This is a genomic window from Pseudomonas sp. ASL4, from assembly GCF_056680395.1.
This window is the reverse complement of sequence record NZ_CM155280.1, coordinates 627,085-651,933: the sequence shown is the minus strand read 5'-3', so window position 1 is coordinate 651,933 and position 24,849 is coordinate 627,085. Positions and strand designations below refer to the sequence as shown.

The window sequence follows — 24,849 nt, the reverse complement described above, 5'->3', positions numbered from 1 at the left end:
TGGCGAGGGAGCTTGCTCCCGCTGGGCTGCGAAGCGGCCCCAAAAGCTTTGCGTCTGCTTCGCAGCCGAGCGGGAGCAAGCTCCCTCGCCACACAAGTTCGCTCCCACATGGGTTACAGCGTTCATTTCACTTCCGGCGGGGTGGTGAAGGTGTGATACGGCGCCGGTGACGGCACGCTCCACTCCAGACCTTCAGCCCCTTCCCACGGTTTGGCCGGTGCTGGCGGGCCGCCGCGAATGGTCTTGATCACGATGAACAGGAAGAACAGCTGCGTGGTACCGAACATGAACGCGCCAATCGACGACACCATGTTGAAGTCGGCGAATTGCAGGTTGTAGTCCGGAATCCGTCGCGGCATGCCCGCCAGCCCCACGAAGTGCATCGGGAAAAAAGTCATGTTCATACCGATGAACGACAGCCAGAAATGCAGCTTGCCGAGGGTTTCGTCGTACATGTGGCCGGTCCATTTCGGCAGCCAGTAGTAGGCCGAGGCGAAGATCCCGAAGATCGCCCCCGGCACCAGCACGTAGTGGAAGTGCGCGACCACGAAGTAGGTGTCCTGGTACTGGAAGTCCGCCGGGGCGATGGCCAGCATCAGGCCGGAGAACCCGCCGATGGAGAACAGGATCACGAACGCCACGGCGAACAGCATCGGCGTTTCGAAGGTCAGCGAGCCTTGCCACATGGTGCTGGCCCAGTTGAACACTTTCACGCCGGTCGGCACCGCGATCAGCAGCGTGGCGTACATAAAGAACAACTCGCCCACCAGCGGAATACCAACCACGAACATGTGGTGCGCCCAGACGATAAACGACAGGAACGCGATGCTCGCCGTGGCGTAGACCATCGAGGTGTAGCCGAACAGTGGCTTGCGCGAGAAGGTCGGGATGATCGAGCTGACGGCACCGAAGGCCGGCAGGATCATGATGTACACCTCGGGGTGACCGAAGAACCAGAACACGTGCTGGAACAGCACCGGGTCCCCGCCACCGGCGGCACTGAAGAAACTGGTGCCGAAGTGGATGTCCATCAGCATCATCGTCACGCACCCGGCCAGCACCGGCATTACTGCGATCAGCAGGAACGCGGTGATCAGCCAGGTCCAGACGAACAGCGGCATTTTCATCAGCGTCATGCCAGGGGCGCGCAGGTTGAGGATGGTGGCGATCACGTTGATCGCGCCCATGATCGAGCTGATGCCCATCAGGTGGATGGCGAAGATGAAGTAGGTCACGCTTTCTGGCGCGTAGGTCGTGGAGAGCGGGGCGTAGAAGGTCCAGCCGAAGTTTGGCCCGCCGCCGGCGGTGAACAAGGTCGAGATCAACAGGATGAACGCCGCTGGCAGTAGCCAGAAGCTGAAGTTGTTCATCCGTGGCAGGGCCATGTCCGGCGCGCCGATCATCAACGGGATCATCCAGTTGGCGAGGCCGACGAAGGCTGGCATCACTGCACCGAAGACCATCACCAGGCCATGCATGGTGGTCATCTGGTTGAAGAACGCCGGTTCGACGATTTGCAGCCCGGGCTGGAACAGCTCGGCACGAATCACCATGGCGAACGAGCCGCCAATCAGGAACATGGTGAACGCAAACCACAGGTACAGCGTGCCGATGTCCTTGTGGTTGGTGGTCAGCACCCAGCGCATCAGGCCCTTGGCGGGGCCGTGGGCATGGTCGGCGGCATGACCGTGGTCATCGATTACAGCGCTCATGGCCGTTCTCCCGAGAACGAATGGGCTGGGCAGGCCGGGGCGCGCTGCCCCGACCGGTTCCTTACGTACGCAATAGACCGGGTCATTTGCTTTCCGCCTGTTTCAACTCCAGCACTTCTTTAGGCGTGACCATGTCGCCTTTGTTGTTGCCCCAGGCGTTACGTTCGTAGGTCACGACCGCTGCGATATCGACTTCCGAGAGCTGCTTGCCGAACGCCGCCATGGCGGTGCCAGGTTTGCCGAAGTAAACGCGGTGCAGGTGGTCTGCTTTCGGTCCGGTAGCAATCGGCGAACCTTTGAGCGCCGGGAACATCGGCGGCAAGCCTTGCCCTTCGGCCTGGTGACAGGCCACGCAGGTGGTGTGATAGATCTTGTCACCGCGCTCTTTGAGTTCGTCGAGGGTCCACTCCTTGGTTGTCAGCTCTTTGAGCTGCAAGGCTTCTGCCTTGCGATCGGCCAGCCACTTGTCGTAATCGGCCTTTTCCTTGACCTCGACCACGATCGGCATAAAGCCGTGATCCTTGCCGCACAGCTCGGCACACTGGCCACGGTAAATGCCGGGCTTGTCGATCCGGGTCCAGGCTTCGTTGACGAACCCCGGAATCGCATCGCGCTTGACCGCAAAGGCCGGCACCCACCAGGAGTGGATAACGTCGGCGGAAGTCACCAGGAAGCGCACCTTGGCCCCGATCGGCAGCACCAACGGTTTGTCGACCTCGAGCAAGTAGTGCTCGCCCTTGGCTTCCTTGTTGTGGATTTGATCCTGGGGGGTGGCCAGGTTGCTGAAGAACTCGACGTCCTGGCCCAAGTATTTGTAGTGCCACTTCCACTGATAGCCGGTGATCTGGATATCGATATCCGGCTCACTGGAGTCATACATCTTGATCAGGGTGGCTGTCGCGGGAACCGCCATGGCCACCAGAATGATGAAGGGCACGACAGTCCAGAGAATTTCTACGGTGGTACTTTCATGAAATTTTGCGGCCACCTGCCCGGTCGAGCGGCGGTGGACCATCATCGACCAGAACATGGCGCCGAAGACGATGATGCCGATCACTACACAGATCCAGAAAATGGTCATGTGCAGGTCAAATACTGCGTGACTGATTTCAGTCGCTCCAGGCGCCATATTCACAGTCCAGGCGGCTTGCGCCTGGCTGAAAATCGACCACAACAGGAGGCCCATCCAGACATGTGGATGTCGCATCATTGCGGGTTCCCCTTATCGTTCTTGTTATCCCGCCGGCTTTCACCTGCGGCAAGGGAGCGGCTTTTTCAGACTACGAACTTGAATCGCCGAGCCTTGCTGCATATGCAGTCGGGCGTCATCAGCTAACTCCATTCAAAACCGAGTATAGACAGCGACCGCGACCTCGCAACGCGATGGCGTAAATCAGCTGAAACAGCTTGTACTTGCGTTCCAGGGCACGAATGGAGAAGGATGCAGACGAGTGGTGGCAAATCGATATAACTGCAATGTCTCAAGGATGAAATAATTATGACAAATGCGTCTTAGCATTTTTCATAAGCCAGCTAAGTTATGTTCTCCCTATTTCATTGCCTTTGTTTCCTGGAGTTTTCATGAGCACCGCCGCATTGCGCGAGCAGATCCAAAAAGCCCAACAACATGAGGCCGAGACCGGCCTGTTAACTCGTCAACTGGAAACTCAACTGCCGCACCTGCATTCCGCCATCCAGCTACCGGATGTCGACGCCAAGGGCGTGATGACCCGTTTTGTGGCCGCTTATATAGAGCAAGTGCCGGACCTGTTGGACGCAGCCAATGATGTCGCTCGGGAAGCGGGCATCGAATCACAGATCAAACCGGTGCTGAAAATCGCCGAGCAGTTCTTCCTCAAGCCGCCGGCGATCATGACCGGGCATATCGGCCTGGACAGCCTGCTGGACGAAGCTTATCTGGCGCACCGGTTGGTCGAAGAGGTCAATGACCTGTACATCAAGCATTTTGGCCAGCCACTGATCCCATTGGACATGACTGTCGCCAACCTGATTGCCCACCAATTGATCGGCGAAGAATTTGCCAACCAACTGGATGAGGCGGTGCATCACGCCGTGGACGAGATGCTTAACGAAGACAGTTTCGCGCTGGAGTCGGTGGAAGCCTACCGCGAGAAACTCAACAGCCCGGACACCGGCACCGCGTGGAAACGCTGGCCGTGTCTGTCGCGCCAGTTGGGCGTGGGCCTGGAGCTGGATCAACCGGCTGCTTGATCCATAGATCAACACAATCCCCTGTGGGAGCGAGCTTGCTCGCGATTGCGGTGGGTCAGTCAACATAGATGTTGGATGTTATGGCCCCATCGCGAGCAAGCTCGCTCCCACAGTGTTGTTTTACCCTGTCGAACCCACTCCGGATGTGGTCCGCAACCGTCCTTCCAACCTGCGCTTCAACCCCCGCGCCTCAATCAGCAACTTCGAACCCTTGGCCGCATTCGCCCGGCCCCACTCCTCAAGCAGTTCCAGACACGAATGGTCGATGTAGCTCAGGTTATTGAGCGGTACATGCACCGTCGTGCCGGCCGGAATGGTGCCCAGCACCTGGGTCAACGCCGGTACCTTGAGAAAGGTCGCCGCGCCGATCAGCCGCAACTCCATTTCGCCGTCCTTGGGCAGGTCGATCAGGCTGATCTTCAGCCGTGAAGCCTTCCAGGCCAGTTTCGCCAGGGTCAGGCCGAAGCCGATCAGCACGCCAGTCAGCAGGTCGGTGAAGATGATCGCCAGGGCAGTCGCCGCATAGGTGAACATCGGCATCCGGCCATAACGCCCCAAGCCGCGAAAGGCCTTGACGTCCACCAGTTTGAAACCGGTGTAGACCAAAACACCGGCCAGGCTCGCCACCGGAATGCTTTGCAGCACGCTGGACAGCAACAGCACGAACGCCAGCAACCACAGACCATGGAAGATCGCCGACATTCGTGTGGTCGCGCCGGCCTGGACGTTAGCCGAGCTGCGCACGATTACCCCGGTCATTGGCAATGCACCGAGCAAACCGCAGAGCATGTTGCCCACGCCTTGCGCCGACAACTCCCGGTCGAAGTCCGAACGCTGGCCGCTGTGCATGCGGTCGACGGCGGCGGCCGAGAGCAGGGTTTCGGCGCTGGCGATGAAGGCCACGGCAAACGCGGCGATCAGCAGCGTCGGGTCAGCCAGGTTGAGCAAGTCCGCGGGTTTGAGCCAGTCGATGGCTTCAGCCAGGTTGGCCGGGACCTCCACGCGTTTGACCTGCAAGGCGAGCATCAGGCTGGCGACTGTCGCCAGACCGACACCGAGCAAGGCTCCGGGAATGAATCGCAGCGAGTGCGGGCGGAATTTTTCCCACAGCCACATCACCGCAATCGTCGACAGTCCAAGCAAACCGGCCTGCCAGCCCAAGGATGGCAACGCCTGAGCCACGGCGGCAGGGAACGCTGCGAGGTTATCCAGCCCTGACGGTTTGGGCACGGCGTCGAGCATCACATGCACTTGTGACAGCACGATCAACACGCCAATCCCGGCGAGCATGCCGTAGACCACCGCTGGCGCCGTCACCCGAAACCAGCAGCCCAGTTTCAAACGACCGGCCACCAGTTGCAGAAAACCGGCCAGCAGCAAAATCGGCCCGAGCATGGCGATACCGTGTTGGCGCACCAGCTCGAATACCAACACGGCCAGGCCCGCCGCCGGGCCGCTGACTTGCAACGGTGAGCCGGCAATCCAGCCCACCACCAAGCCACCGATGATCCCGGTGATCAGGCCTTTGGCCGGCGGCAAACCCGAGGCGATGGCGATGCCCATGCACAAGGGCAGGGCCACCAGAAACACCACCACCGAAGCCAGCAGCTCCCGTGGCAAAACAGCTTTTAGTTGCGCAGCACGCATAGGGATTCTCCCGAAGTTTTTTCAGGCATGGCGAAGCCAGGCTGCTCAATCGGCAGCCTCGGCTAAACCACACAACGATTTAGGAGGTTTTTAGAAGCGCGCTTTGGGCGTCGCCACCGGAATCGGATGGCTGCCATCGAGCGGCAGGAAACGACCCTGATCCGCGTCGTACGCTTTGATTTCGCTGGTTTCGATGCTGTAGACCCAGCCATGGATAAACAGCTGACCGTTGGCCATGCGCGAGGCCACCGATGGGTGTGTGCGCAGATGCTGCAACTGGGCGATCACATTCTCTTCGGTGAGGATGTGCATGCTTTCGTTTTCGTCAGCGCAATGGCAGTTTTCCTGGACCATGGTTTTCGCCACTTCGGCATGCCGCAGCCAGGCTTTGACCGTGGGCATTTTTTCCAGGCTCTGCGGGTTGAGTACCGCGCGCATGGCGCCGCAATCGGAATGGCCGCAAATGATGATGTGTTGCACGCCGAGGGCCAGCACCGCGTATTCGATCGCGGTGGAAACGCCGCCGTTCATTTGCCCATAAGGTGGCACAACGTTGCCGACGTTACGGGTCACGAACAGATCGCCAGGGGCGCTTTGGGTGATCAGTTCAGGAACGATGCGCGAATCGGCGCAGGCGATGAACATCGCTCTCGGGCTCTGGGCTGTGGCGAGTTTTTTGAAGAGCTCTTCCTGCTGTGGAAAGACCTCGTGATGAAAATGCAAAAAGCCGTCAACGATATGCTTCAGCGCTGCATCGGCGGACTCCGCCTCGGGGTGGGCTGAAACCGACGCAGCCAACGGCTGTTTATCCTTGTCACTCATGATTCATCCTCTTTGACGGAGATTGGGAAGTGTCCCGTTTTGTCCGATATGAAGCCAGTGGCTGTTTAAAAAAAATCCAGGTCGCAGATCTCGACCCATCAGTCACTCGATGAACAAGGTAGCCGGCGAAACTTAACTCAAACTGAATAAACCGCTCTAGAACGCACGTTCCAGGTCGCAAAAAACGTGACTGGGAATGACGGCGGCGGGTGTTTCCACTACTCAACCATAGGCCAATTGTCCTCAAATCAATGACATTTGGCGACCCGGTGGACAGAAGGCGTCGCAGTCCAGATTAAACCCTTCACGACGATTGAGCCCCAAGCGTTTGATGGTTTTGGCAAAGCGTTGCGCCAACAGGTCGGCGAATGGCCCTTCACCGCGCATCCGCGCACCAAACCGGCTGTCGTAGAGCTCGCCGCCACGACTCTGCCGAATCAGGCTCAACACATGAGCCGCGCGCTGCGGGTAGTGGGCGGCCAGCCATTCTTCGAACAACGGCGCCACTTCCAGGGGCAAGCGCAACATCATGTAGGCCGCGCTCTGGGCACCGGCCGCGTGGGCCTCGGTGAGCAGGCTTTCGAGTTCGCTGTCATTGATCATTGGAATCATCGGCGAGCACAAAACCCCCACCGGAATCCCGGCTTCGCGCATCACCCGAATGGCTCGTAATCGGGCCTTGGGCGCAGCGGCCCGGGGTTCGAGGATGCGTTTGAGTTCGTCGTCGAGTGTGGTGAGGCTGATCATCACGGCCACCAGGTTTTGCCGGGCGAGTTCAACCAGCAGATCCAGATCACGAAGAATCAGCGAACCTTTAGTGATGATGGTCACCGGATGACGGTAACGCAGCAGCACTTCCAGGGTTTGGCGGGTGATTTTGTGTTCGCGTTCGATGGGCTGATACGGATCGGTGTTGGAACCCAGGTTGATCGGCGCGCATTGATAGCCGCGCTTGGAGAGTTGCTCCTCCAGCACGTCTGCAGCGTTGGTCTTGGCGATCAGTTTGGTTTCGAAATCCAGCCCCGGCGACATGTCCCAATAGGCGTGACTGGGCCGCGCGTAGCAATAGATGCAACCGTGCTCGCAGCCGCGATAAGGATTGATCGAGCGGTCGAAGGGCAAGTCCGGCGAGGTGTTGCGGGTGATGATGGTTTTCGCCGTCTCGATGCGCACTTCGGTGCCTTGGGTGACCGGCGCTTCCTGGTACCAGCCATCGTCCTCGGCCACCGAACGGTTCGGTGCGAAGCGGTTGTGCGGGTTGGTCGCGGTGCCGCGACCGCGTGGCGGAAGAGGAGTGGACATGAAAACGCCTCGATACTGGTTTTATATACAGTAACGAGGCGTCGTTCATCTGGCTAGTGCCGCTGGGCGATCAGTTCTTCTGGGTGACCTGCCCCAAATCGTCGCCCGAGGTGGTTTTCATATCGTCCTTGCGCAGATCGGCCACGGTGCTTGCCTTGACGGGCTCGCCCTTGTTACCCCAACTGCTGCGAATGAAACTGACCACATCCGCCACTTCCTGATCCGACAACCGCCAGGCAAACGCTGGCATGGTGAAGGTCGACGGTGCCGTGTGAGTCGCCGGCAAGGTGCCGCCCTTGAGCACAACGTTAATCAGCGACGTCGGGTCTTGCGACTGCAACACCGGATTGCCCGCCAGCGCCGGGAACACTCGCGTGTAACCATGCCCATCGGTCCGGTGGCAGGCCGCACAGTTGTCGATGTACACCGAGGCGCCAGGCTTGCTGTCATCACCCTTCCACAGCGCTTGGGCGACTTGTTTGTCGTACTGATGTGGCTGGTCGTTGGGGTCATTGGCCGGCAGGGACTTGAGGTAACGGGCAATCGCGGTCAGGTCGGCGTCGGTCATGTATTGCATGCTGTGGGTCACCACATCGCTCATGCCACCGAATACCGCACTGCGGTCGCTGCGCCCGGTCTTGAGGAATTGCACCAGTTGCGCCTCGCTCCAGCTGCCGAGGCCGTCCTTGTGGTCGCCGCGCAGGCTTTTCGCGATCCAGCCTTCCAGCGGCGCGCTGCCTGACAGAAAGGTGCTGCCATCGCCGGCATTCAGGGATTTTTCCTGCATGGTCAGGGCTCTTGGCGTATGGCATGCGCCGCAATGTCCCAGGCCTTCCACCAGATAAGCCCCACGGCTGACTACCGCATCAGCGCCCGGTGCGGCTTTGTAATCCGCCACGGCCGGGGCAAACATCCAGCGCCAGCCCATCAGCGGCCAACGCATGCTCAAAGGCCAGGGAATGTCGCTGGCCTTGTTCTCCTGGGCGACCGGCGCCACGCCGTGCATGAAGTAGGCGTACAAGGCCTGCATGTCGGGTTCGGTGACGCTGGCGTAGGACGGATACGGCATCGCCGGGTACAAGGTGCTGCCGTTTTTGGCGACACCGTGGCGTACGGCTTTGTCGAAATCTTCGAAGCTGTAGTCGCCGAGGCCGGTTTTATCCGGAGTGATGTTGGTCGAGTAGATCGTCCCGATTGGCGTTTCCATCGGCAGACCGCCGGCGAACGGCTTGCCGTCCTTCGCGGTGTGGCAGGCGATACAGTCACCGGCCCGGGCAAGGTATTCGCCTTGTTTGATCAGGTTTTGATCAACTTCTGCGGCGTTGATCGAGGCACTGCCGAGCAGGGCGAAGGTCGCGATAACGAGTGCTTTCATGGTTATCGCTCCTTAAGCCTGAACCAGCGGGCCGGGGTTTTTCAGGTACTGCTCGCGGATCGCCCGCGCCGACCAGTAGGTCAACGCAGCCACCAGGCCTGTAGGGTTGTAACCCAAGCCTTGTGGGAAAGCCGACGCCCCAGGGACGAACACGTTGTGCACGTCCCAGCTCTGCAAGTAACGGTTCAGGGCGCTGGTTTTCGGGTTCGTGCCCATGATCGCGCCACCGTTGAGGTGGGTGGTCTGGTAGGCCGCGGTGTTGAAGTGATCACCGACCTGCTTGCCGATCACGGCGATAGCTTTGGGGCCCATCGCTTCGGCGATCTTGCCCATTTTTTCGACCATGAAGCGGTTCATCTTGATGTCGTTTTCCTGCCAGTCGAAGGTCATCCGCAGCAGCGGCAAGCCGTAGGCATCGCGGTATACCGGGTCGAGATCCAGGTAGTTGCCGCGGTAGGACTGATGCGCGCCGTGTGAGTCCATCGACACCTGGTGGGTGTAGTAATCGGCGGTGGCGCGTTTCCACGCACTGCCCCAGGCTGGCGTGCCCGGCGGGTTCGAGGTCCCGGAGATTGGGCGGCTGCCGGCCTGGTTGACCCACATCGGCGAGCCGCCGACGAAGCCATGCGGCCCGTGGTCGAAGTTGTCGGCGTTGAAGTCATCGATCGCCACGCCGTTGCCGCCAGCCCCGATGAAGTTGTTGGTGTGGGTGTCCTTGTCGAAGAACGCCTTGATCGTGGCCATGTTCTGGTAGGCGAAGTTCTTGCCGACCACGCCTTCACCGCTGATCGGGTCGTAAGGCTTGCCGATGCCGGAGAGCAACATCAACCGCACGTTGTGGAACTGGAACGCGCCGAGGATCACCAGATCGGCCGGCTGCTCGATCTCCCGGCCCTGGCCATCGATGTAGGTCACGCCGGTGGCTTTGGTCTTGGTGCTGTCGAGGTTGACCCGCAGCACGTGGGAATTGGGCCGCAGTTCGAAATTCGGCAGCGGCTTGAGCGCCGGCAGAATGTTCACGTTGGGCGATGCCTTGGAGTACATGTAGCAAACGTAACCGCTGCAAAAACCGCAGAAGTTACACGGGCCCATTTGGGCGCCGTAGGGGTTGGTGTACGGGCCTGAGGTATTGGCCGACGGCAGGTTGTAGGGTTTGTAACCCACGGCTGTGGCCGCTTTCTGGAACAGCTGTGCGGAGACCGTATTTTTCTGGGATTCCAGCGGGAACGGGTTCGTGCGATCCGGTGCATAAGGGTTGCCGCCCTTGCCTTCGCCGACCAGTTGGCCGTTCACCGTCCAGGCTTGACCCGACGTACCGAACACCTTTTCGGCGTAATCGAAGAACGGCTCCAGCTCTTCATAGCTGACGCCGAAGTCCTGGATGGTCATGTCCTTGGGGATGAAGCTTTTGCCGTAGCGTTCTTCGTAATGGCTGCGCATCCGCAGCTCAATCGGGTCGACCCGAAAGTGCACGCCCGACCAATGCAGCCCCGCGCCGCCCACACCGTTACCGGGCAGGAAAGCGCCGAGTTGGCGGTTCGGCAGTGCGATGTCATTCACGCTATGGCGAATGGTCACGGTCTCTTTGGAGATGTCCTGGAAGAGTTTCTTGCGAACGCTGTAGGTAAGTTCGTCGATCACCTGGGGATAGTTGCCGTCGGGGTAGGTGTCCTGCATCGGTCCGCGCTCCAGCGCCAACACGTTCAGGCCTGCTTCTGTCAGTTCTTTGGCCATGATCGCGCCGGTCCAGCCAAAACCGACGATGACTGCGTCGACCTTCTTCATAACTGTTGCCATGCTTATGCCCTCTCGCCGCGAATCGAAACTGCCGGGAAGGGGTATTGCTCGTTGCGTTCCACCCAGTCCATGAAATCGGCGCGGGCGCCGGGGAAGCCGATCATGGTCCAGCCGACCATGCCTTTGTTGCCGCCGTGGATCGGGTCGCAGAAGAACCCTTCCTTGGTGTTTTGCAGCAGCAGGTTGAAGAAAATCGTCGACGGAACGCTGTCGAAGTCAGGTTTTCCGGCTTCGAGTTGCTTCAGTAAATCGTCTCGGGTAGCGCTATCTTGGTCAGCAAATACTTTTCCGTTGACGGTTTTCGACCAGGAATCCGTGGCGGCAATGCCCAAGCGATAGATCTCTTTAGGGACGAGTTTGCTCTGCCAGCCCATTTCCGGCGGGGCGTCGGCGTTGAACGGCCCTTGCATGAACCACAGCGCGCCGGCGGCGTACGGCGTGTTCATTTGCCGGTCGATGTATTCCGGCACGCCGGCTTCGAGTGCGCCTGGCCCTTGGGCATCGTTCGGGATCAGTTGAGCGACGGCTGCCTTGATGAACGTCCATTCTTCGGCGGTGAAGTAGCTGGGTTCATAGACGCTGGTGCTGGCAGGGGTTTTGCCGGGACTGGACGGCGCCGCTTCAGGCGCTGCGAGCAGGACGGAACTGCCCAGCGCGGTGCTGGCGACGGTGACCACCGGGATCAAGGTCAGGGATTTGCGCAAAAACTCACGCCGCGGGTTGTCTCGATCTTGATCAGACATGGGGGTGCACCTCATCAGGCATTGATGGTTTTCAGCCGTTTCAATGAACGGCTTTTCGTTTTGGCAGTGATACGGGTGGACGATCAGTGAAAATGGCCACGTAACTGCAAACTTTGGTAACAAATGGTAGCAGGCTAAGAATCAGGATGAAGCGATTCAGCATAAATAAACCGGGGTTTTGCGACGAAAGTAGCCTTTGGGTCGATCGATTCACGATTCTTTGACAGTCGGCTCACAGCCCTTTGACTGGTCAAGGTTGAAGCTAGCGTTATTCATCCGCATCTTTTTCACGGTCGCCCAGCATGTCTAAAACCCGTCTTATCCCTGCGATGTGCCTGTCGTTGGTAGCCTTTTTCAATGTGTCGCTGGCCCTGGCTGACGACACGGCACCTGCGCGGCCTGCCGAATGGGCACAGTCAGTGGAGTCGAAATATAACCTCTACCAAATGTCCCCGACGCTCTACCGCAGCGCATTGCCGGACAGCGGCGCGGTGCCGCTACTGGAAAAACTCAAGGTTGGAACCGTTATCAACTTCCTGCCTGAGTCGGACAAGAGCTGGTTGTCGACGCCTGGCATCGACCAGGTGCAGCTGCCTTACCGCACCAATCATGTGGATGACGCTGATGTGCTCAAGGCGCTTCGCGCCATTCAGACCGCCGAGGCCAAAGGCCCGGTATTGATGCATTGCAAGCACGGCTCTGACCGCACCGGCCTGATGGCGGCCATGTATCGGGTGGTCGTGCAGGGCTGGAGCAAAGAAGACGCCTTGAATGAAATGACCCAAGGCGGTTTTGGCGACAGTACCCACTTCAAGGACGGCGTTCGCTACATGATGCAGGCCGATGTCGACAAACTGCGCACGGCTCTGGCCAATGGTGATTGCAGCACCAGCCCGTTCGCCATGTGCTCGATGAAGAGCTGGTTCAAATCGGCAAACGTCGAGAAGTAGGATAAAGGCAGGAGTGTCACCTTCCACACCATTGCGGTGTGGAAGGTTGTGTTCACTCAGAATTGCTCGTCAGGCTTTTTCTTCAGCTTCGGGTTCGGGAAGAATTGCACCGCCTGAACCTTGGCGTCCGGCACTTTCAGCGCCGAAACGTTGACCCGCGTGCCCAATTCCTTGGGCACTGACAGACCTTGCTCATTGAGCGTGTCGGAGTAACCGCAGGCCACGCACTCACGGTGCGGGACCTCGTCTTCGTTCCACATCATCAATTTGTCCGGCTCGCTGCAGGCCGGGCAAACTGCCCCGGCGATAAAGCGTTTTTTTGTGATCACAGGCCCCTCGCTCATGCTGCTGCGTCCTCACTCAGGCCGCTGTGGCGCAAGAGTGCGTCAATCGATGGCGCCCGGCCACGGAAGTCGACGAACAGCACCATCGGTTCCTGAGAACCGCCGCGAGCGAGGATTGCTTCACGGAAGGCGCGGCCGGTCTCGGCATTGAGCACGCCGTCTTCTTCGAACTTCGAGAAAGCATCGGCGGACAGCACTTCAGCCCATTTGTAGCTGTAGTAACCCGCCGCGTAACCGCCGGCGAAGATATGCGCGAAGCTGTTCGGGAAGCGGTTGTAGGCCGGCGGACGCATGACCGAAACCTCGTCGCGCACGCCTTCGAGCACTTGCAGCACGCTGCGGCCGTCGCCATGGGTGGCGTGCAGTTCGAAGTCGAACAACGAGAACTCGAGTTGGCGGACCATCATCAGGCCGGACTGGAAGTTTTTCGCCGCGAGCATTTTTCCCAGCAGGTCCTGAGGCAGCGGTTCGCCGGTTTCGTAGTGACCGGAGATCAGCGCCAGGCCTTCGGGCTCCCAGCACCAGTTTTCCATGAACTGACTTGGCAGTTCGACCGCATCCCAGGCCACGCCGTTGATGCCGGACACGCCAGCATGTTCGACGCGGGTCAGCAGGTGATGCAAACCATGGCCAAATTCGTGGAACAGGGTGGTGACTTCATCGTGGGTCAGCAACGCAGGCTTGCCGCTGTCGGCCGGAGTGAAGTTGCACACCAGGTTCGCCACCGGGCTTTGCAGCACGCCTTCAGCGGTGCGGCGACGGTCACGAGCGCCGTCCATCCAGGCCCCGCCGCGTTTGTTGGCGCGGGCGTAGAGGTCGAAGAAGAAGCGGCCGACGTGTTGGCCGTTTTCCTTGATTTCGAACAGGCGAACATCCGGGTGCCAAGTGTCGAAGCCTTTCTGCTCGGCGATTTCGATGCCGTACAGGCGCTGAACGATAGCGAACAAGCCGCCGAGCACTTTGTCGATCGGGAAGTAGGCGCGAAGGGCTTCTTGCGCGACGCTGTAGCGCTGCTCGCGAAGTTTTTCACCGTAGAAACCACTGTCCCAGCTTTGCAGATCCGGGCAGCCCTGTTCGGCGGCGTAGGCTTTGAGTTGTTCCAGGTCCTGAGCCGCGAACGGTTTGCTGCGCTTGGCCAGGTCACGTAGGAAACTGAGTACCTGATCGCTGGATTCAGCCATTTTGGTCGCCAGACTCAGCTCCGAGAAGCTGGCGAAACCCAGTAGCTTGGCCAGCTCCTGACGCAGGTCGAGAATTTCTACCATCACCGGGCCGTTATCGTTCTGACCGGCATTCGGGCCTTGGTCCGACGCACGGGTGCAGTAGGCGGCGTAGACTTCTTCGCGCAGGGCGCGGTCGTGGGCGTAGGTCATCACCGCGTAGTAGCTCGGGAATTCCAGGCTGATCAACCAACCGTCCAGGCCTTTGGCCTGTGCAGCGGCCGCCATTTGCGCCTTGGCCGAATCGGTCAGGCCGGCGAGGGTGGCTTCATCGGTAACGTGCTTGGTCCAGGCCTGAGTGGCGTCGAGCAACTGGTTGGAGAAGCGGCTGCCCAGCTCGGACAGTTTGCTTTGCACTTCGGCGTATCGCTTCTGCTCAGCTTCCGGCAGGTCGATACCCGACAGACGGAAGTCACGCAGTGAGTGTTCCAGAATGGTTTTTTGCGCGACGTCGAAACCGGCGGCTTCGGGGCTGTTGGCCAGGGCTTCGAATGCCTGGAACAGTTCGCGGTTCTGGCCCATCTCGGTGGAGTAGGCGCTCAGGGCCGGCAGGCAGGACTCGTAGGCTTCGCGCAGTTCGGCGCTGTTGCATACGGCATTCAGGTGGCTGACCGGGCTCCAGGCGGCGCCCAGGCGATCATTGAGTTCGTCCATTGCCAGTACCAGGCCGGCCCAGGTCGGTTGTTTGCCCTGGGTTTTGAGGATCTCGATAATGGCGGCGCGGTTGTCAGCCAGGATCTGTTCAATGGCCGGTTGCACGTGTTCGGCACGAATCGCCGAGAACGGCGGCAGGTCGTAGGACTGCAAAAGAGGGTTGTTCACGCTCACGGTTGGCACCTTGGCTGGAAGAAACATGCGGCCATCTTAATTACAATCGACGCTCACCGCAGCTATCAGCGACAGAGAGAGAACCTATCGTGACCCTTCGCAAGTATCTGAACCACACGCCGCTACTGGGCAAAGGCGCTTTTGTCGACGGCTCGGCGGTGGTAATCGGCGACGTCGAAATCGGCGAAGACAGCTCCGTCTGGCCGCTGACGGTGATCCGCGGCGACATGCACCGCATCCGCATCGGTGCGCGCACCAGCGTTCAGGACGGCTGCGTGCTGCACATCACCCACGCAGGGCCGTTCAATCCCGATGGCTTTCCCTGCTTGATCGGGGACGACGTGACCATCGCTCACAAAGTCATGCTCCACGGCTGCTCGGTGGGTAACCGGGTTCTGATCGGCATGGGCAGCATCGTCATGGACGGCGCGGTGGTGGAGGACGATGTGATCATCGGCGCCGGCAGCCTGGTGCCACCGGGCAAGCGCCTGGAAAGCGGTTTTCTGTATGTCGGCAGCCCGGTGAAACAGATCCGGCCGCTGACTGACAAGGAAAAAGCCTTTTTCACCTACAGCGCGGCGAACTACGTGAAGCTCAAGGACCTGCATCTGGCCGAAGGCTACGACCAGCTCTAAGCCTTCTCACTATTGCCCAGGAATTTTCATGCATTACCAAACTGTTTTGTTCGACCTCGATGGCACTTTGACCGACCCGCGTGAGGGGATTACCCGCTCGATCCAGTTCGCCCTGGCCAAACTGGGTATCGACGAGCCCGACCTGACCAAGCTCGAACACTTCATCGGCCCGCCGCTGTTGCAGGCGTTCATGCAGTTTTACGAGTTCGACGAGCCCAAGGCCTGGGAAGCGGTGAATTTCTATCGCGAGCGTTTCAAAGTCACCGGCCTGTATGAGAACCGCGTGTTCGACGGTGTCACACCGCTATTGGAAACCTTGAGCGGGCAAGGTCGACAGCTGTACATCGCTACCTCCAAGCCCTGGGTGTTCGCCCGGGAAATCGCCCGGCACTTCGACTTCGCCAAGCACTTCAAAGTGATTTACGGCAGTGAGCTGGATGGCACCCGGACCAACAAAGTCGAACTGATCGCCCATTTGATCGCCGAAGAAGGCCTCGACCCGGCCAACACCCTGATGATCGGCGACCGCAAACACGACTTGATCGGCGCGCGCAGCAACGGGCTTGATGCGGCGGCGGTGGGTTATGGTTTTGGCAGCCACGAAGAGCTGAGCGCCGAAGCACCGGCGTATCACTTTGAAACGCTGGAGGAGATGCATCAGGCGTTTCTGCGAGGCTGACACCGAACTGTGGCGAGGGAGCTTGCTCCCGTTTGGCTGCGCAGCAGTCGTGATTGGTCCGGAAATTATGGGGCCACTTCGCGGCCCAACGGGAGCGAGCTCCCTCGCCACAGGGTTATTTGCCGGCCAACGTTTGCAGCGCAGCTTTACGTTGCTTGCTCGGCAACCCACCCAGGCTCTCCACGGCCGCATAAAACTTCACCCAATCCCCACCCTCCTGCCTGAACAGCGCCGCAAACGCCGGCACCCATTGGTCGTACAAACCAAACGGCAGCAACTTGGCATTGTTCATCGGCGCATTGATCCAGGCGTCGTAGCGTTTATCCCCGGCCCATACGTTGTCACGCATCGTCCGATAGTCGCGACGCAGCCGTTCGAACTCGGCGGCTTTGCGTTGGCGCATCTGCTCGGCGGGCAAGGGCTGGGCGTACAGCCGTTCAAGTCGAGCGCGACTGTCCAGAACCAGTTGAGTGAACTGATCACGTTGCTGCATCTGCGCGCCGGTGTCTGGGGCGAGTCCACGGCTGGCGCGCCATTGGCGGGTGCCTTCCTGCTCGACAAACGTGGCGAAAGACTCGTTGAACTCAGTGTCGTCCTTCACATAAAACCGCTGATGGCCCAGCTCATGAAAGATCAGCGTGGCCAACCGTTCATCGCCCCAACTCATCATCGAGCTGAGGATCGGGTCATTGAACCAGCCCAGGGTCGAGTAGGCCTCGACCCCGCCGATCGACACGTCCATGCCGTTGAGTCGTTGCATGGCCGCTTCACCCCGGGCCGCGCTCTGGCTGTAGTAACCGCGGTAAGCGACGCAGCCGGCGATGGGGAAGCAATGGTTCTGCGGCGTCAGGGAAAATTCCGGCGTGGCGAAGACATTCCAGACCACATACGGCCGACCAATGTCGGCGTACAGGCGATAGCTCTGGTTATCCGGCAGGTGCAGATGCTGGCTGGCGAACACCCTAGCCTTTTGTGATTGGGCCAGATGCGCACGCAATTGTGGATCGCGCTGTGGGTCGGCAATCACCTCGGCAACCGGCTCCCGGGCCCGCAGCAATTGCAGCTGACCACTGGCTAATTGACCGTAGTAGCTGACGCTGGCGCAACCGTTGAGCAACAAAAACAACACGCCCGGAAACAAAACGCGCAAAACGCGATCAAGTAACCCAAGGCTTGGAAGCGGCCTGATCAAAATAAAATCATCCTTGGAGAGTCTGCCCGCAAGACTATCCCGCCTGACTGGAGCTCCGCTATGCGCATGTTGATGCTGACAGGAGGCCTGCTGACGCTGGCCGGTTGTGCCGGGTTCGGAATGCCCGCCCCGGACCCCGCCCAAGCCTGGATCGATCTCGGTCCAAAGCCGCAAGACACCGCGTTGCAAGCGTTGAAGGTCGATGACAAGGCGACCACCGACAAACGCTTCTTTGAAGTGCAGCCCGGCAGCCATGAATTGAAGGTGCGTTACCAGTTTGCGGTCCAGCCCACCAACATTGGCCCGGACAGTGAGCCGTTGTGGCGCGATTGTCAGTTGAGTGTGAAATTCAAGGATTTCAACGCCGGTGAGCGCTATGAGTTGCAAGCGGGAAACATCGGATTCCATCCGTGGGCAAAGCTCTATGATCAGCAGCGAAAAGTCATTGGGCACGGCACACCGGCAGGCTGCCAACGCACGTGATCGGCGTTATGCTGAATGACCAATCATCAGGACATTCATCATGCGCAGGTTATTGCTGTTGCTCACGGCAAGCGTCATTTCCGGTTGCCTGAGCCCGATGCCGGCGGTCAATCCGCAGATGGCCTGGGTCGACATGTCTACACCGACCCCCGGTGGAAAATTAATGATGGCCGAACGCCTGGATAACCAGCGATTGACCGACGGGCGTTTCTTTCAGGTCACCCCCGGCAGTCATGAGTTGATGGTGCGTTTCGACTTTGAGGTGTTCAGTGGCGGTTTTGGAATGATGAACGATCCCGCTGAGCGCCTCTGCTACCTGACCATCCGCTACGACCATTTCGAGGCCGGCCAGCGTTACATGCTCGAAGGGCGCTCATTGTCGTTCACGCCCAGCGCACGGCTGTATAACGCCAAGCGTGAGATCGTGGCCGAAGACCGGGCGGTGGACTGCGCCATTTGAGGCCAATCAACGATCGTTTTTTTGGTAGATGATCTTCTTCGTGCCGTTTGCACAGGAGCCAACGACCATTGCGGCATCGTGCTTGTCGGCTTCTTTTTTCGTGACTATTTCCAGGGTGTAGGAGGGTATGGCTTTAGCCTGGATTTTTATTTCAATTTCCTTCTTAAGCTCTTCGCAGTCTTTGGTCGCGGCCAGGGCCGAAGTCGCCAATGCACCGCAAATAACGGCCAAGACAAAACGTTTCATGGTTGAAGCTCCCTTGAGGCAGCGCGCATGTCTATGCGCTGAAGCTGCTGTCATTTATTCGACCACAGTTTTACAAAGCGAGTTCTGACTTCGCTCACAAACTGCATGTTCAACCATGGATTGTGTCGTTCATGAGATTGCCTTCGCGAGCAAGCCCGCTCCCACAGTTGAAATGCATTCCAATTGTGGGAGCGGGCTTGCTCGCGAAGGCGTCGGTGCAATCAACGCCAATTTAAAGACTTGTGAACATCAACTGACCAACGTCGCTTCGAGGCTGATCTTCGCATTCAGCACTTTGGATACCGGGCAACCTTCCTTAGCCTTTTTACTCAGTTCCTCGAACTGTGCCTGAGTTGCCCCAGGGATTTTCGCCTTGAGGATCAGTTTCACCGCCGTGATCGCAAATCCGCCCTCCACCTGGTCCAGGGTGACCTCAGCGTTGGTATCAATGCTGTCAGCCTTTAGGCCGGCGTCGCCGAGAATCATCGAAAACGCCATGGAGAAGCAGCCTGCGTGGGCCGCGCCGATCAGCTCTTCCGGATTGGTGCCTTTACCGCCCTCGAAACGGGCCTTGAAGCCGTAGGGCGCTTCTCTGAGTACGCCGGTTTCCGTGGAGATCGAACCGATGCCGGTTTTCAGATCGCCTGCCCAATGAGCCGATGCTTTCTTCGTGATAGCCATGTCTGCCTCCTCAAGATCGGCGCGAAACGTCGCGCCTTCGTGGTTTTCGCTTGGTAAGGGTTCTGAGGATAGAAGACTTGGCAAAGTTCACCCTGTCGGATCAAACCGCTTATCTGGTAGGCAAATTCATGTCTGCTATTGAAACTCGGGTATATGCCCTCATTGCATAGGGAACGCTTTCAGACTCGGCAGGTTTTCGTTCGTGAAAAAACCTGCGCCCCCATTGGAGAAGCAGGTTTATGAAACGACTGTCCGATATCAAGTTTTCGACCCTCGATCTGGTGCCCGTACGGGAGAACGGCAGCGCGGCCCAGTCACTGCACAATTCCCTGGACTTGGCCCAGCACGTCGAAAAGTTTGGCTACAACCGCTTTTGGGTGGCCGAACACCACAACATGGACGGCATCGCCAGTTCCGCGACGTCGGTGTTGCTCGGTTACCTGGCCGGGGGCACCTCGACTATTCGTGTCGGCTCCGGGGGCGTGATGCTCCCCAATCATGCGCCATTGGTGATCGCCGAACAGTTCGGCACCCTCGAAAGCCTGTATCCCGGCCGTATCGACCTCGGCCTGGGCCGCGCGCCCGGTTCCGATCAGATGACCGCCCGCGCACTGCGCCGAGAACGCTCCGGCAGTGCGGACGAATTCCCGGAAGACGTTGCAGAGCTGATGCGCTACCTCGGCCCACGCACGCCGGACCAGCGAATTATCGCGATGCCCGGAACAGGCACCAATGTCCCGGTCTGGCTGCTGGGTTCCAGTCTGTTCAGCGCGCAACTGGCCGGCGAACGCGGTTTGCCCTACGCCTTCGCCTCGCATTTCGCACCGCGTTTCATGCACGAGGCGATTCGCGTCTATCGCAATCACTTCAAACCTTCAGCGGTATTGGACAAGCCCTACGTGATGCTCGGCGTGCCACTGGTGGCGGCCGATACCGACGAACAGGCTGATTACCTGGCGACGTCGGTCTACCAGCGAATCCTCGCCCTGATGCGTGGCCAGAGCCTGGTGCAACGTCCGCCGGTGAAAACCATGGACGGCCTGTGGCTGCCGCATGAGAAGGAAGCGGTCGGCGATTTCCTGGGGCTGGCCATGGTCGGCAGCCCGCAGAAAATCCGCGCCAAACTGGAAGTGCTGATCGAGCAGACCCAGGCCGATGAACTGATTTTCACCTGCGACCTCTACGAGCACGCGGATCGCGTGCATTCCTATGAGTTGCTGGCGCAGGTCATGAAGGGCTGATCCCGGAACGACGCGCATAAAAAAGCCGACGCCATTGCGTCGGCTTTTTCATTGAGGGTGGTAACAATCTACTTTTTGTAGACGATCACTTTACTGCCGGCTTCGCACTTGCCGACGACTTTCCCGCCAGCGGCAGCGCCTTTGTCGACAATCTCCAGCGAATAGCCCGAGACATGCTTGGCATCAAGTTTCGCTGCGATTTCGCCTTTCAGGTCTTCGCACGACTTACCGCCAGCAAGGGCTGTTCCCGCGATGCTCAATAAACCTACCGCCAAAATAAACTTCTTCATCGGTCGCATTCCCTGGTCGGATCAAATGGGGAGCATCCAGCAGTAGCCAGATGCGCTCAAGTAGCGCTTTGCCATTCCCTATGGCACTCGGCCAGCGCGCAAGTTCAGAAGACTAGCTCAAACTCAGCTACTGGCAATCCTGAACCCGACTTTCAGTGTCACCTGGAAGTGGGCAGCCTTGCCGTCCTTGATGTGGCCGCGGGTTTCGGTCACTTCAAACCATTCCAGATGCTTGAGGCTTTTGCTGGCTTCGGCCAGCGCATTGTTGATGGCGTCTTCGATGCTGGTAGGGGACGAGCCGACCAGCTCGACTTTCTTGTAGGTGTGATGGTCAGTCATGGCGTTCTCCTTGGGGTATGAAATACAGCCTAGCAGTGATTTTTCGTATTACTTCTGTCGGCCAATCGGGCACCGCCGTTCAGATTTACTGCACTTTCTCAAACCCCTGAAGTCCCAACCAACACACGCTACTCATCACCAATGAAGGAGAGCCACCATGGCCAATACCTCTTTACGTAAAGCCTCATTGCAAAGCATGGAAGCCGAGATCGAGAGTCTTCTCAAATCGCTGGAAAACCTTAAGGACGACGCCTCGGACGAGTCGCGTAAAACCCTCAAGGCCCTGAAAAGCAACGCCGAGAGCGCGCTGAAACATTCGCGCCACCTGCTCGCCGATGCCTATGAAGAAGTGAAAGTGAAAACCCGCGAAACCGGGATCGCCACCCGGGACTACGCCCAGGAACACCCTTGGACTACAGCGGGTGTCGCTGTCGGTGCACTCGGTCTACTCGCGGCTTATCTGTTGTGCAAACGCGGCGACTAATCCGCTTGGCGCAGCTCGTTTTTGAGCCACTGCGCCAACTGCCGAGCGCGGCCATCCGCGGCACGCTTGGGTAGCCACAACGCCAGTTGCGCCGGGGTTTCACAGAAACCCCACGGCGCAACCAGGCGACCTGCTTTCAAGTCCTCGGCCACCAGCGGCTCAGGGGCAATCGCCACACCCAACCCCGCCACCGCGGCTTCCAGCAAATAATACAAATGCTCGAAACCCTGCCCCAACTTCAACGCCTTGGCGTCGAGGCCGCTTTGCTGTGCCCAGCTCGGCCACGCCTGAGGACGCGATGTGGTGTGCAGCAGCGGCTCGCTCAGCAGCGCGCTGACCGGCGCCTGTTGCAGCCGTTCGTAGCCGGCGAAGCGTGGGCTCAGGACCGGGCCGATGCGTTCGCTGGCCAGTTCATAGACTTGCATGTCCGCCGGCCAGGGTGGCTCGGCGAACACCAGCAAAGCGTCCAGTCCAGGCCGCCGTGGGTCGAGATCGCCTTCCCCGGCTGACAGGTGCAGGCGCAGGTCCGGCAGATCCGCATTCAAGCGTCCAAGGCGCGGAATGAACCAGCGTGCGAGCAAGCTGCCGGAGCAGCCGAGCACGAAGGGCGCGTCGGCGGTGCTTTGGGTCAATTCGGCACAAACGGTGCGCAATCGCTCAAACGCGTCGCTGCTGGCATCGCGCAAACGAACGCCGGCATCTGTGAGTTTAAGGCCACGCCCGTCCTTGACGAACAGACTAACGCCGAGGTGTTCTTCCAGCACCTTGAGTTGTCGGCTAACCGCACCATGAGTGACGTGTAGCTGTTCGGCAGCCTGACTGACGCTGTTCAGGCGGGCAGTGGCTTCGAAGGCCCGAAGGGCGTTCAGCGGAGGAAGGTCATGGCTCATGGGATATGTGAGTTTTCCTGACAGGTTGTGGCGATCTTATCGGTTTTCAGGTCGGAACGTCAGGGGTAGAGTGGTCGTCATTGTCATCACACGAATCCAACTGGAGCGACCCATGACCCAGACTAATCTGCGCAACGGCCCCGATGCCAACGGCCTGTTTGGCTCGTTCGGCGGCCGTTACGTCGCTGAAACCCTGATGCCGTTGATCCTCGACCTGGCCCGTGAATACGAACTGGCCAAGGAAGATCCGGCATTCAAAGAAGAACTGGCCTACTTCCAGCGTGACTACGTCGGTCGTCCAAGCCCACTGTATTTCGCTGAACGCCTGACCGAATTCTGCGGCGGCGCGAAGATTTACCTTAAGCGCGAAGAGTTGAACCACACCGGCGCGCACAAGATCAACAACTGCATCGGCCAGATCCTGCTGGCGCGGCGCATGGGCAAAAAACGCATCATCGCCGAGACCGGCGCCGGCATGCACGGCGTGGCGACCGCTACCGTGGCCGCGCGTTTTGGTCTGGATTGCGTGATCTACATGGGCACCACTGACATCGAACGTCAGCAGGCCAACGTGTTCCGCATGAAGCTGCTGGGCGCCGAGGTGATCCCGGTGGTGGCCGGCACCGGCACCCTGAAAGACGCGATGAACGAAGCCCTGCGTGACTGGGTGACCAACGTCGACAGCACTTTCTACCTGATCGGCACCGTGGCCGGCCCGCACCCTTACCCGGCGATGGTTCGCGACTTCCAGTCGGTGATCGGCAAGGAAACCCGTACTCAACTGCAAGATCAGGAAGGTCGCCTGCCGGACAGCCTGGTGGCGTGCATCGGCGGTGGCTCCAACGCCATGGGCCTGTTCCACCCGTTCCTGGATGACAAGAGCGTCGAGATCATCGGCGTTGAAGCCGCCGGCTACGGCATCGAAACCGGCAAGCACGCGGCCAGTCTGAATGGCGGCGTACCGGGTGTGTTGCACGGCAACCGCACCTTCCTGCTGCAGGACGACGACGGCCAGATCATTGACGCTCACTCGATCTCCGCCGGCCTCGACTACCCGGGCATCGGCCCTGAACACGCCTGGTTGCATGACATCGGCCGCGTCCAGTACACCTCGGTGACCGACGACGAAGCCCTCGACGCATTCCATAAATGCTGCCGCCTGGAAGGGATTATTCCTGCACTGGAAAGCGCCCATGCCCTGGCCGAAGTGTTCAAACGCGCACCGAACCTGCCGAAAGATCACCTGATGGTGGTCAACCTGTCCGGTCGTGGCGACAAAGACATGCAAACCGTGATGCACCACATGGAACAATCTAAGCAGGAGAAACACTGATGAGCCGCCTGCAAACGCGTTTTGCCGAACTCAAGGAACAGAATCGCGCCGCCCTGGTGACCTTCGTCACCGCTGGCGATCCGAGCTATGACACCTCGCTGGCGATCCTCAAAGGCTTGCCGGGTGCTGGCGCCGACGTGATCGAATTGGGCATGCCCTTCACCGACCCGATGGCCGACGGCCCGGCGATCCAGCTGGCGAACATCCGCGCTTTGGGCGCCAAACAGAACCTGGCGAAAACCCTGAAAATGGTTCGCGAGTTCCGTGAAGGCAACACCGAGACGCCGTTGGTGTTGATGGGTTACTTCAACCCGATCCACATGTACGGCGTGCCGCGCTTCATCGCGGACGCTAAAGAGGCCGGCGTTGACGGTCTGATCGTGGTTGACCTGCCGCCGGAACATAACGGCGAACTGTGCGACCCGGCTCAGGCTGCGGGTCTGGACTTCATTCGTCTGACCACGCCGACCACCGACGATGTGCGCCTGCCGACCGTTCTGAACGGCAGCTCCGGCTTCGTTTATTACGTGTCGGTTGCCGGTGTGACGGGCGCGGGTGCGGCAACGCTGGAACACGTCGAAGAAGCAGTTGCTCGTTTGCGTCGTCACACCGACCTGCCGATCAGCATCGGTTTCGGTATCCGTACACCGGAGCAAGCGGCGGCTATCGCTCGTCTGGCGGACGGCGTGGTGGTGGGTTCGGCATTGATCGATCACATCGCGAATGCGTCGACACCGGATCAGGCGATCGACGGTGTATTGAGTCTTTGCGCAGCGTTGGCCGAGGGCGTGCGCAAAGCACGGGTCAGCTGAAAGTAAAGTTCCTGATACAAAGGAATTAGCGCCTCGCAACACAGACTAAACAGTAAGACCGAGGGTTTCAGGACTACGTTCTGAAGCCCTTTTTGCTGTAGGTGCAGTGAGG

General features: G+C 59.3%; 26 protein-coding genes. 10 read left to right on the top strand and 16 right to left on the bottom strand.

What is annotated here, in order from left to right; genetic code table 11:
* Positions 1-122: 122 nt before the first annotated feature.
* Both ctaD and coxB read right to left on the bottom strand, forming a co-directional pair.
* A complete protein-coding gene (gene ctaD / locus AC1MEW_RS02795) occupies positions 123-1,712 on the bottom strand; it encodes a cytochrome c oxidase subunit I (RefSeq protein WP_201256273.1) in 1,590 nt (529 codons plus the stop codon).
* A gap of 82 nt (positions 1,713-1,794) precedes the next feature.
* The gene (gene coxB, locus AC1MEW_RS02790; protein ID WP_201195953.1) at positions 1,795-2,922 is read right to left on the bottom strand and encodes a cytochrome c oxidase subunit II; all 1,128 of its coding nucleotides are present in this window, start codon (positions 2,920-2,922) and stop codon (positions 1,795-1,797) included.
* A gap of 371 nt (positions 2,923-3,293) precedes the next feature.
* Here coxB and AC1MEW_RS02785 point away from each other — a divergent pair, with 371 nt between their 5' ends.
* On the top strand, positions 3,294-3,944 hold the full coding sequence (locus AC1MEW_RS02785) for a hypothetical protein (RefSeq protein ID WP_201199375.1): 651 nt from the start codon (positions 3,294-3,296) through the stop codon (positions 3,942-3,944).
* Between the two features lie 120 nt (positions 3,945-4,064).
* Here AC1MEW_RS02785 and AC1MEW_RS02780 read toward each other — a convergent pair whose 3' ends face one another.
* The 6 genes from AC1MEW_RS02780 to AC1MEW_RS02755 all read right to left on the bottom strand — a co-directional run bounded on the left by AC1MEW_RS02780 (position 4,065) and on the right by AC1MEW_RS02755 (position 11,630).
* Entirely contained in the window at positions 4,065-5,591 is a 1,527-nt protein-coding gene (locus AC1MEW_RS02780; protein ID WP_201199376.1) for a SulP family inorganic anion transporter, read from the bottom strand.
* Positions 5,592-5,681: 90 nt separating this feature from the next.
* Positions 5,682-6,413: a carbonic anhydrase gene (locus AC1MEW_RS02775; protein ID WP_201195944.1), complete on the bottom strand. Its 732-nt coding sequence runs from the start codon at positions 6,411-6,413 to the stop codon at positions 5,682-5,684.
* A 243-nt stretch (positions 6,414-6,656) separates the two neighbouring features.
* Positions 6,657-7,715, bottom strand: a complete 1,059-nt coding sequence (locus AC1MEW_RS02770) for a PA0069 family radical SAM protein (protein ID WP_322270098.1) — start codon at positions 7,713-7,715, stop codon at positions 6,657-6,659.
* A 70-nt stretch (positions 7,716-7,785) separates the two neighbouring features.
* The gene (locus tag AC1MEW_RS02765) at positions 7,786-9,090 is read right to left on the bottom strand and encodes a c-type cytochrome (RefSeq protein WP_480425355.1); all 1,305 of its coding nucleotides are present in this window, start codon (positions 9,088-9,090) and stop codon (positions 7,786-7,788) included.
* Positions 9,091-9,102: 12 nt separating this feature from the next.
* Entirely contained in the window at positions 9,103-10,887 is a 1,785-nt protein-coding gene (locus AC1MEW_RS02760) for a GMC family oxidoreductase (RefSeq protein ID WP_480425354.1), read from the bottom strand.
* A gap of 2 nt (positions 10,888-10,889) precedes the next feature.
* Complete coding sequence (locus AC1MEW_RS02755; protein ID WP_201199383.1) at positions 10,890-11,630, bottom strand: gluconate 2-dehydrogenase subunit 3 family protein; 741 nt, start codon at positions 11,628-11,630, stop codon at positions 10,890-10,892.
* A gap of 302 nt (positions 11,631-11,932) precedes the next feature.
* On the opposite strand from AC1MEW_RS02755, the gene AC1MEW_RS02750 reads away from it, so the two are divergent.
* Positions 11,933-12,580: a dual specificity protein phosphatase family protein gene (locus AC1MEW_RS02750; protein ID WP_201199384.1), complete on the top strand. Its 648-nt coding sequence runs from the start codon at positions 11,933-11,935 to the stop codon at positions 12,578-12,580.
* 56 nt (positions 12,581-12,636) lie between these two features.
* Here AC1MEW_RS02750 and AC1MEW_RS02745 read toward each other — a convergent pair whose 3' ends face one another.
* Entirely contained in the window at positions 12,637-12,924 is a 288-nt protein-coding gene (locus tag AC1MEW_RS02745) for a YheV family putative zinc ribbon protein (RefSeq protein ID WP_201199386.1), read from the bottom strand.
* Complete coding sequence (prlC, locus tag AC1MEW_RS02740) at positions 12,921-14,999, bottom strand: oligopeptidase A (RefSeq protein WP_201199388.1); 2,079 nt, start codon at positions 14,997-14,999, stop codon at positions 12,921-12,923. The genes AC1MEW_RS02745 and prlC overlap by 4 nt, the downstream gene beginning before the upstream one ends.
* Before the next feature lie 62 nt (positions 15,000-15,061).
* Here prlC and AC1MEW_RS02735 point away from each other — a divergent pair, with 62 nt between their 5' ends.
* Complete coding sequence (locus AC1MEW_RS02735; RefSeq protein WP_201199391.1) at positions 15,062-15,607, top strand: gamma carbonic anhydrase family protein; 546 nt, start codon at positions 15,062-15,064, stop codon at positions 15,605-15,607.
* Positions 15,608-15,635: 28 nt separating this feature from the next.
* A complete protein-coding gene (locus AC1MEW_RS02730; protein WP_201199393.1) occupies positions 15,636-16,286 on the top strand; it encodes an HAD family hydrolase in 651 nt (216 codons plus the stop codon).
* Positions 16,287-16,401: 115 nt separating this feature from the next.
* On the opposite strand, the gene AC1MEW_RS02725 is transcribed toward AC1MEW_RS02730, so the two are convergent.
* A complete protein-coding gene (locus tag AC1MEW_RS02725) occupies positions 16,402-17,478 on the bottom strand; it encodes an aminopeptidase (RefSeq protein WP_480425351.1) in 1,077 nt (358 codons plus the stop codon).
* A 60-nt stretch (positions 17,479-17,538) separates the two neighbouring features.
* On the opposite strand from AC1MEW_RS02725, the gene AC1MEW_RS02720 reads away from it, so the two are divergent.
* Together AC1MEW_RS02720 and AC1MEW_RS02715 are read left to right on the top strand one after the other, a co-directional pair.
* On the top strand, positions 17,539-17,961 hold the full coding sequence (locus AC1MEW_RS02720) for a PA0061/PA0062 family lipoprotein (protein WP_201256816.1): 423 nt from the start codon (positions 17,539-17,541) through the stop codon (positions 17,959-17,961).
* Between the two features lie 40 nt (positions 17,962-18,001).
* Complete coding sequence (locus AC1MEW_RS02715) at positions 18,002-18,421, top strand: PA0061/PA0062 family lipoprotein (protein WP_201199398.1); 420 nt, start codon at positions 18,002-18,004, stop codon at positions 18,419-18,421.
* A 6-nt stretch (positions 18,422-18,427) separates the two neighbouring features.
* Here AC1MEW_RS02715 and AC1MEW_RS02710 read toward each other — a convergent pair whose 3' ends face one another.
* Together AC1MEW_RS02710 and AC1MEW_RS02705 are read right to left on the bottom strand one after the other, a co-directional pair.
* The gene (locus AC1MEW_RS02710) at positions 18,428-18,667 is read right to left on the bottom strand and encodes a DUF1161 domain-containing protein (protein WP_480425350.1); all 240 of its coding nucleotides are present in this window, start codon (positions 18,665-18,667) and stop codon (positions 18,428-18,430) included.
* Between the two features lie 249 nt (positions 18,668-18,916).
* Positions 18,917-19,348, bottom strand: a complete 432-nt coding sequence (locus AC1MEW_RS02705; protein ID WP_201199402.1) for an OsmC family protein — start codon at positions 19,346-19,348, stop codon at positions 18,917-18,919.
* A 239-nt stretch (positions 19,349-19,587) separates the two neighbouring features.
* Between AC1MEW_RS02705 and AC1MEW_RS02700 the strand changes: the two genes are divergently transcribed.
* Positions 19,588-20,589, top strand: a complete 1,002-nt coding sequence (locus AC1MEW_RS02700; protein WP_480425349.1) for an LLM class flavin-dependent oxidoreductase — start codon at positions 19,588-19,590, stop codon at positions 20,587-20,589.
* A 68-nt stretch (positions 20,590-20,657) separates the two neighbouring features.
* On the opposite strand, the gene AC1MEW_RS02695 is transcribed toward AC1MEW_RS02700, so the two are convergent.
* Positions 20,658-20,879: a DUF1161 domain-containing protein gene (locus AC1MEW_RS02695; RefSeq protein ID WP_201199406.1), complete on the bottom strand. Its 222-nt coding sequence runs from the start codon at positions 20,877-20,879 to the stop codon at positions 20,658-20,660.
* A 123-nt stretch (positions 20,880-21,002) separates the two neighbouring features.
* Positions 21,003-21,218 (bottom strand): dodecin, encoded by a 216-nt coding sequence (locus AC1MEW_RS02690; RefSeq protein WP_054047931.1) that lies wholly within the window; start codon positions 21,216-21,218, stop codon positions 21,003-21,005.
* 157 nt (positions 21,219-21,375) lie between these two features.
* Between AC1MEW_RS02690 and AC1MEW_RS02685 the strand changes: the two genes are divergently transcribed.
* On the top strand, positions 21,376-21,702 hold the full coding sequence (locus AC1MEW_RS02685; RefSeq protein ID WP_201195924.1) for an ElaB/YgaM/YqjD family protein: 327 nt from the start codon (positions 21,376-21,378) through the stop codon (positions 21,700-21,702).
* On the opposite strand, the gene AC1MEW_RS02680 is transcribed toward AC1MEW_RS02685, so the two are convergent.
* Positions 21,699-22,592, bottom strand: coding sequence for a LysR family transcriptional regulator (locus AC1MEW_RS02680; protein ID WP_201199408.1), 894 nt, complete (start codon positions 22,590-22,592; stop codon positions 21,699-21,701). The two genes, AC1MEW_RS02685 and AC1MEW_RS02680, sit on opposite strands and share 4 nt — an antisense overlap.
* A gap of 112 nt (positions 22,593-22,704) precedes the next feature.
* Here AC1MEW_RS02680 and trpB point away from each other — a divergent pair, with 112 nt between their 5' ends.
* Positions 22,705-23,925: a tryptophan synthase subunit beta gene (gene trpB / locus AC1MEW_RS02675; RefSeq protein ID WP_201199410.1), complete on the top strand. Its 1,221-nt coding sequence runs from the start codon at positions 22,705-22,707 to the stop codon at positions 23,923-23,925.
* Complete coding sequence (gene trpA, locus AC1MEW_RS02670) at positions 23,925-24,737, top strand: tryptophan synthase subunit alpha (RefSeq protein WP_480425348.1); 813 nt, start codon at positions 23,925-23,927, stop codon at positions 24,735-24,737. The genes trpB and trpA overlap by 1 nt, the downstream gene beginning before the upstream one ends.
* The last annotated feature ends 112 nt before the right edge of the window (positions 24,738-24,849 follow it).

What these genes read in the sequence shown, in the direction of transcription:
- AC1MEW_RS02690 (WP_054047931.1), bottom strand. Translation starts at nt 21,218, where the DNA reads ATGACTGACCATCACACCTACAAGAAAGTCGAGCTGGTCGGCTCGTCC.
- AC1MEW_RS02750 (WP_201199384.1), top strand. Translation starts at nt 11,933, where the DNA reads ATGTCTAAAACCCGTCTTATCCCTGCGATGTGCCTGTCGTTGGTAGCC.
- AC1MEW_RS02760 (WP_480425354.1), bottom strand. Translation starts at nt 10,887, where the DNA reads ATGGCAACAGTTATGAAGAAGGTCGACGCAGTCATCGTCGGTTTTGGC.
- AC1MEW_RS02720 (WP_201256816.1), top strand. Translation starts at nt 17,539, where the DNA reads ATGCGCATGTTGATGCTGACAGGAGGCCTGCTGACGCTGGCCGGTTGT.
- AC1MEW_RS02705 (WP_201199402.1), bottom strand. Translation starts at nt 19,348, where the DNA reads ATGGCTATCACGAAGAAAGCATCGGCTCATTGGGCAGGCGATCTGAAA.
- AC1MEW_RS02695 (WP_201199406.1), bottom strand. Translation starts at nt 20,879, where the DNA reads ATGAAGAAGTTTATTTTGGCGGTAGGTTTATTGAGCATCGCGGGAACA.
- prlC (WP_201199388.1), bottom strand. Translation starts at nt 14,999, where the DNA reads ATGTTTCTTCCAGCCAAGGTGCCAACCGTGAGCGTGAACAACCCTCTT.
- AC1MEW_RS02685 (WP_201195924.1), top strand. Translation starts at nt 21,376, where the DNA reads ATGGCCAATACCTCTTTACGTAAAGCCTCATTGCAAAGCATGGAAGCC.
- trpB (WP_201199410.1), top strand. Translation starts at nt 22,705, where the DNA reads ATGACCCAGACTAATCTGCGCAACGGCCCCGATGCCAACGGCCTGTTT.
- coxB (WP_201195953.1), bottom strand. Translation starts at nt 2,922, where the DNA reads ATGATGCGACATCCACATGTCTGGATGGGCCTCCTGTTGTGGTCGATT.
- AC1MEW_RS02755 (WP_201199383.1), bottom strand. Translation starts at nt 11,630, where the DNA reads ATGTCTGATCAAGATCGAGACAACCCGCGGCGTGAGTTTTTGCGCAAA.
- AC1MEW_RS02680 (WP_201199408.1), bottom strand. Translation starts at nt 22,592, where the DNA reads ATGAGCCATGACCTTCCTCCGCTGAACGCCCTTCGGGCCTTCGAAGCC.
- AC1MEW_RS02775 (WP_201195944.1), bottom strand. Translation starts at nt 6,413, where the DNA reads ATGAGTGACAAGGATAAACAGCCGTTGGCTGCGTCGGTTTCAGCCCAC.
- AC1MEW_RS02710 (WP_480425350.1), bottom strand. Translation starts at nt 18,667, where the DNA reads ATGAAACGTTTTGTCTTGGCCGTTATTTGCGGTGCATTGGCGACTTCG.
- AC1MEW_RS02765 (WP_480425355.1), bottom strand. Translation starts at nt 9,090, where the DNA reads ATGAAAGCACTCGTTATCGCGACCTTCGCCCTGCTCGGCAGTGCCTCG.
- AC1MEW_RS02715 (WP_201199398.1), top strand. Translation starts at nt 18,002, where the DNA reads ATGCGCAGGTTATTGCTGTTGCTCACGGCAAGCGTCATTTCCGGTTGC.
- AC1MEW_RS02745 (WP_201199386.1), bottom strand. Translation starts at nt 12,924, where the DNA reads ATGAGCGAGGGGCCTGTGATCACAAAAAAACGCTTTATCGCCGGGGCA.
- trpA (WP_480425348.1), top strand. Translation starts at nt 23,925, where the DNA reads ATGAGCCGCCTGCAAACGCGTTTTGCCGAACTCAAGGAACAGAATCGC.
- AC1MEW_RS02770 (WP_322270098.1), bottom strand. Translation starts at nt 7,715, where the DNA reads ATGTCCACTCCTCTTCCGCCACGCGGTCGCGGCACCGCGACCAACCCG.
- AC1MEW_RS02780 (WP_201199376.1), bottom strand. Translation starts at nt 5,591, where the DNA reads ATGCGTGCTGCGCAACTAAAAGCTGTTTTGCCACGGGAGCTGCTGGCT.
- AC1MEW_RS02730 (WP_201199393.1), top strand. Translation starts at nt 15,636, where the DNA reads ATGCATTACCAAACTGTTTTGTTCGACCTCGATGGCACTTTGACCGAC.
- AC1MEW_RS02700 (WP_480425349.1), top strand. Translation starts at nt 19,588, where the DNA reads ATGAAACGACTGTCCGATATCAAGTTTTCGACCCTCGATCTGGTGCCC.
- AC1MEW_RS02785 (WP_201199375.1), top strand. Translation starts at nt 3,294, where the DNA reads ATGAGCACCGCCGCATTGCGCGAGCAGATCCAAAAAGCCCAACAACAT.
- ctaD (WP_201256273.1), bottom strand. Translation starts at nt 1,712, where the DNA reads ATGAGCGCTGTAATCGATGACCACGGTCATGCCGCCGACCATGCCCAC.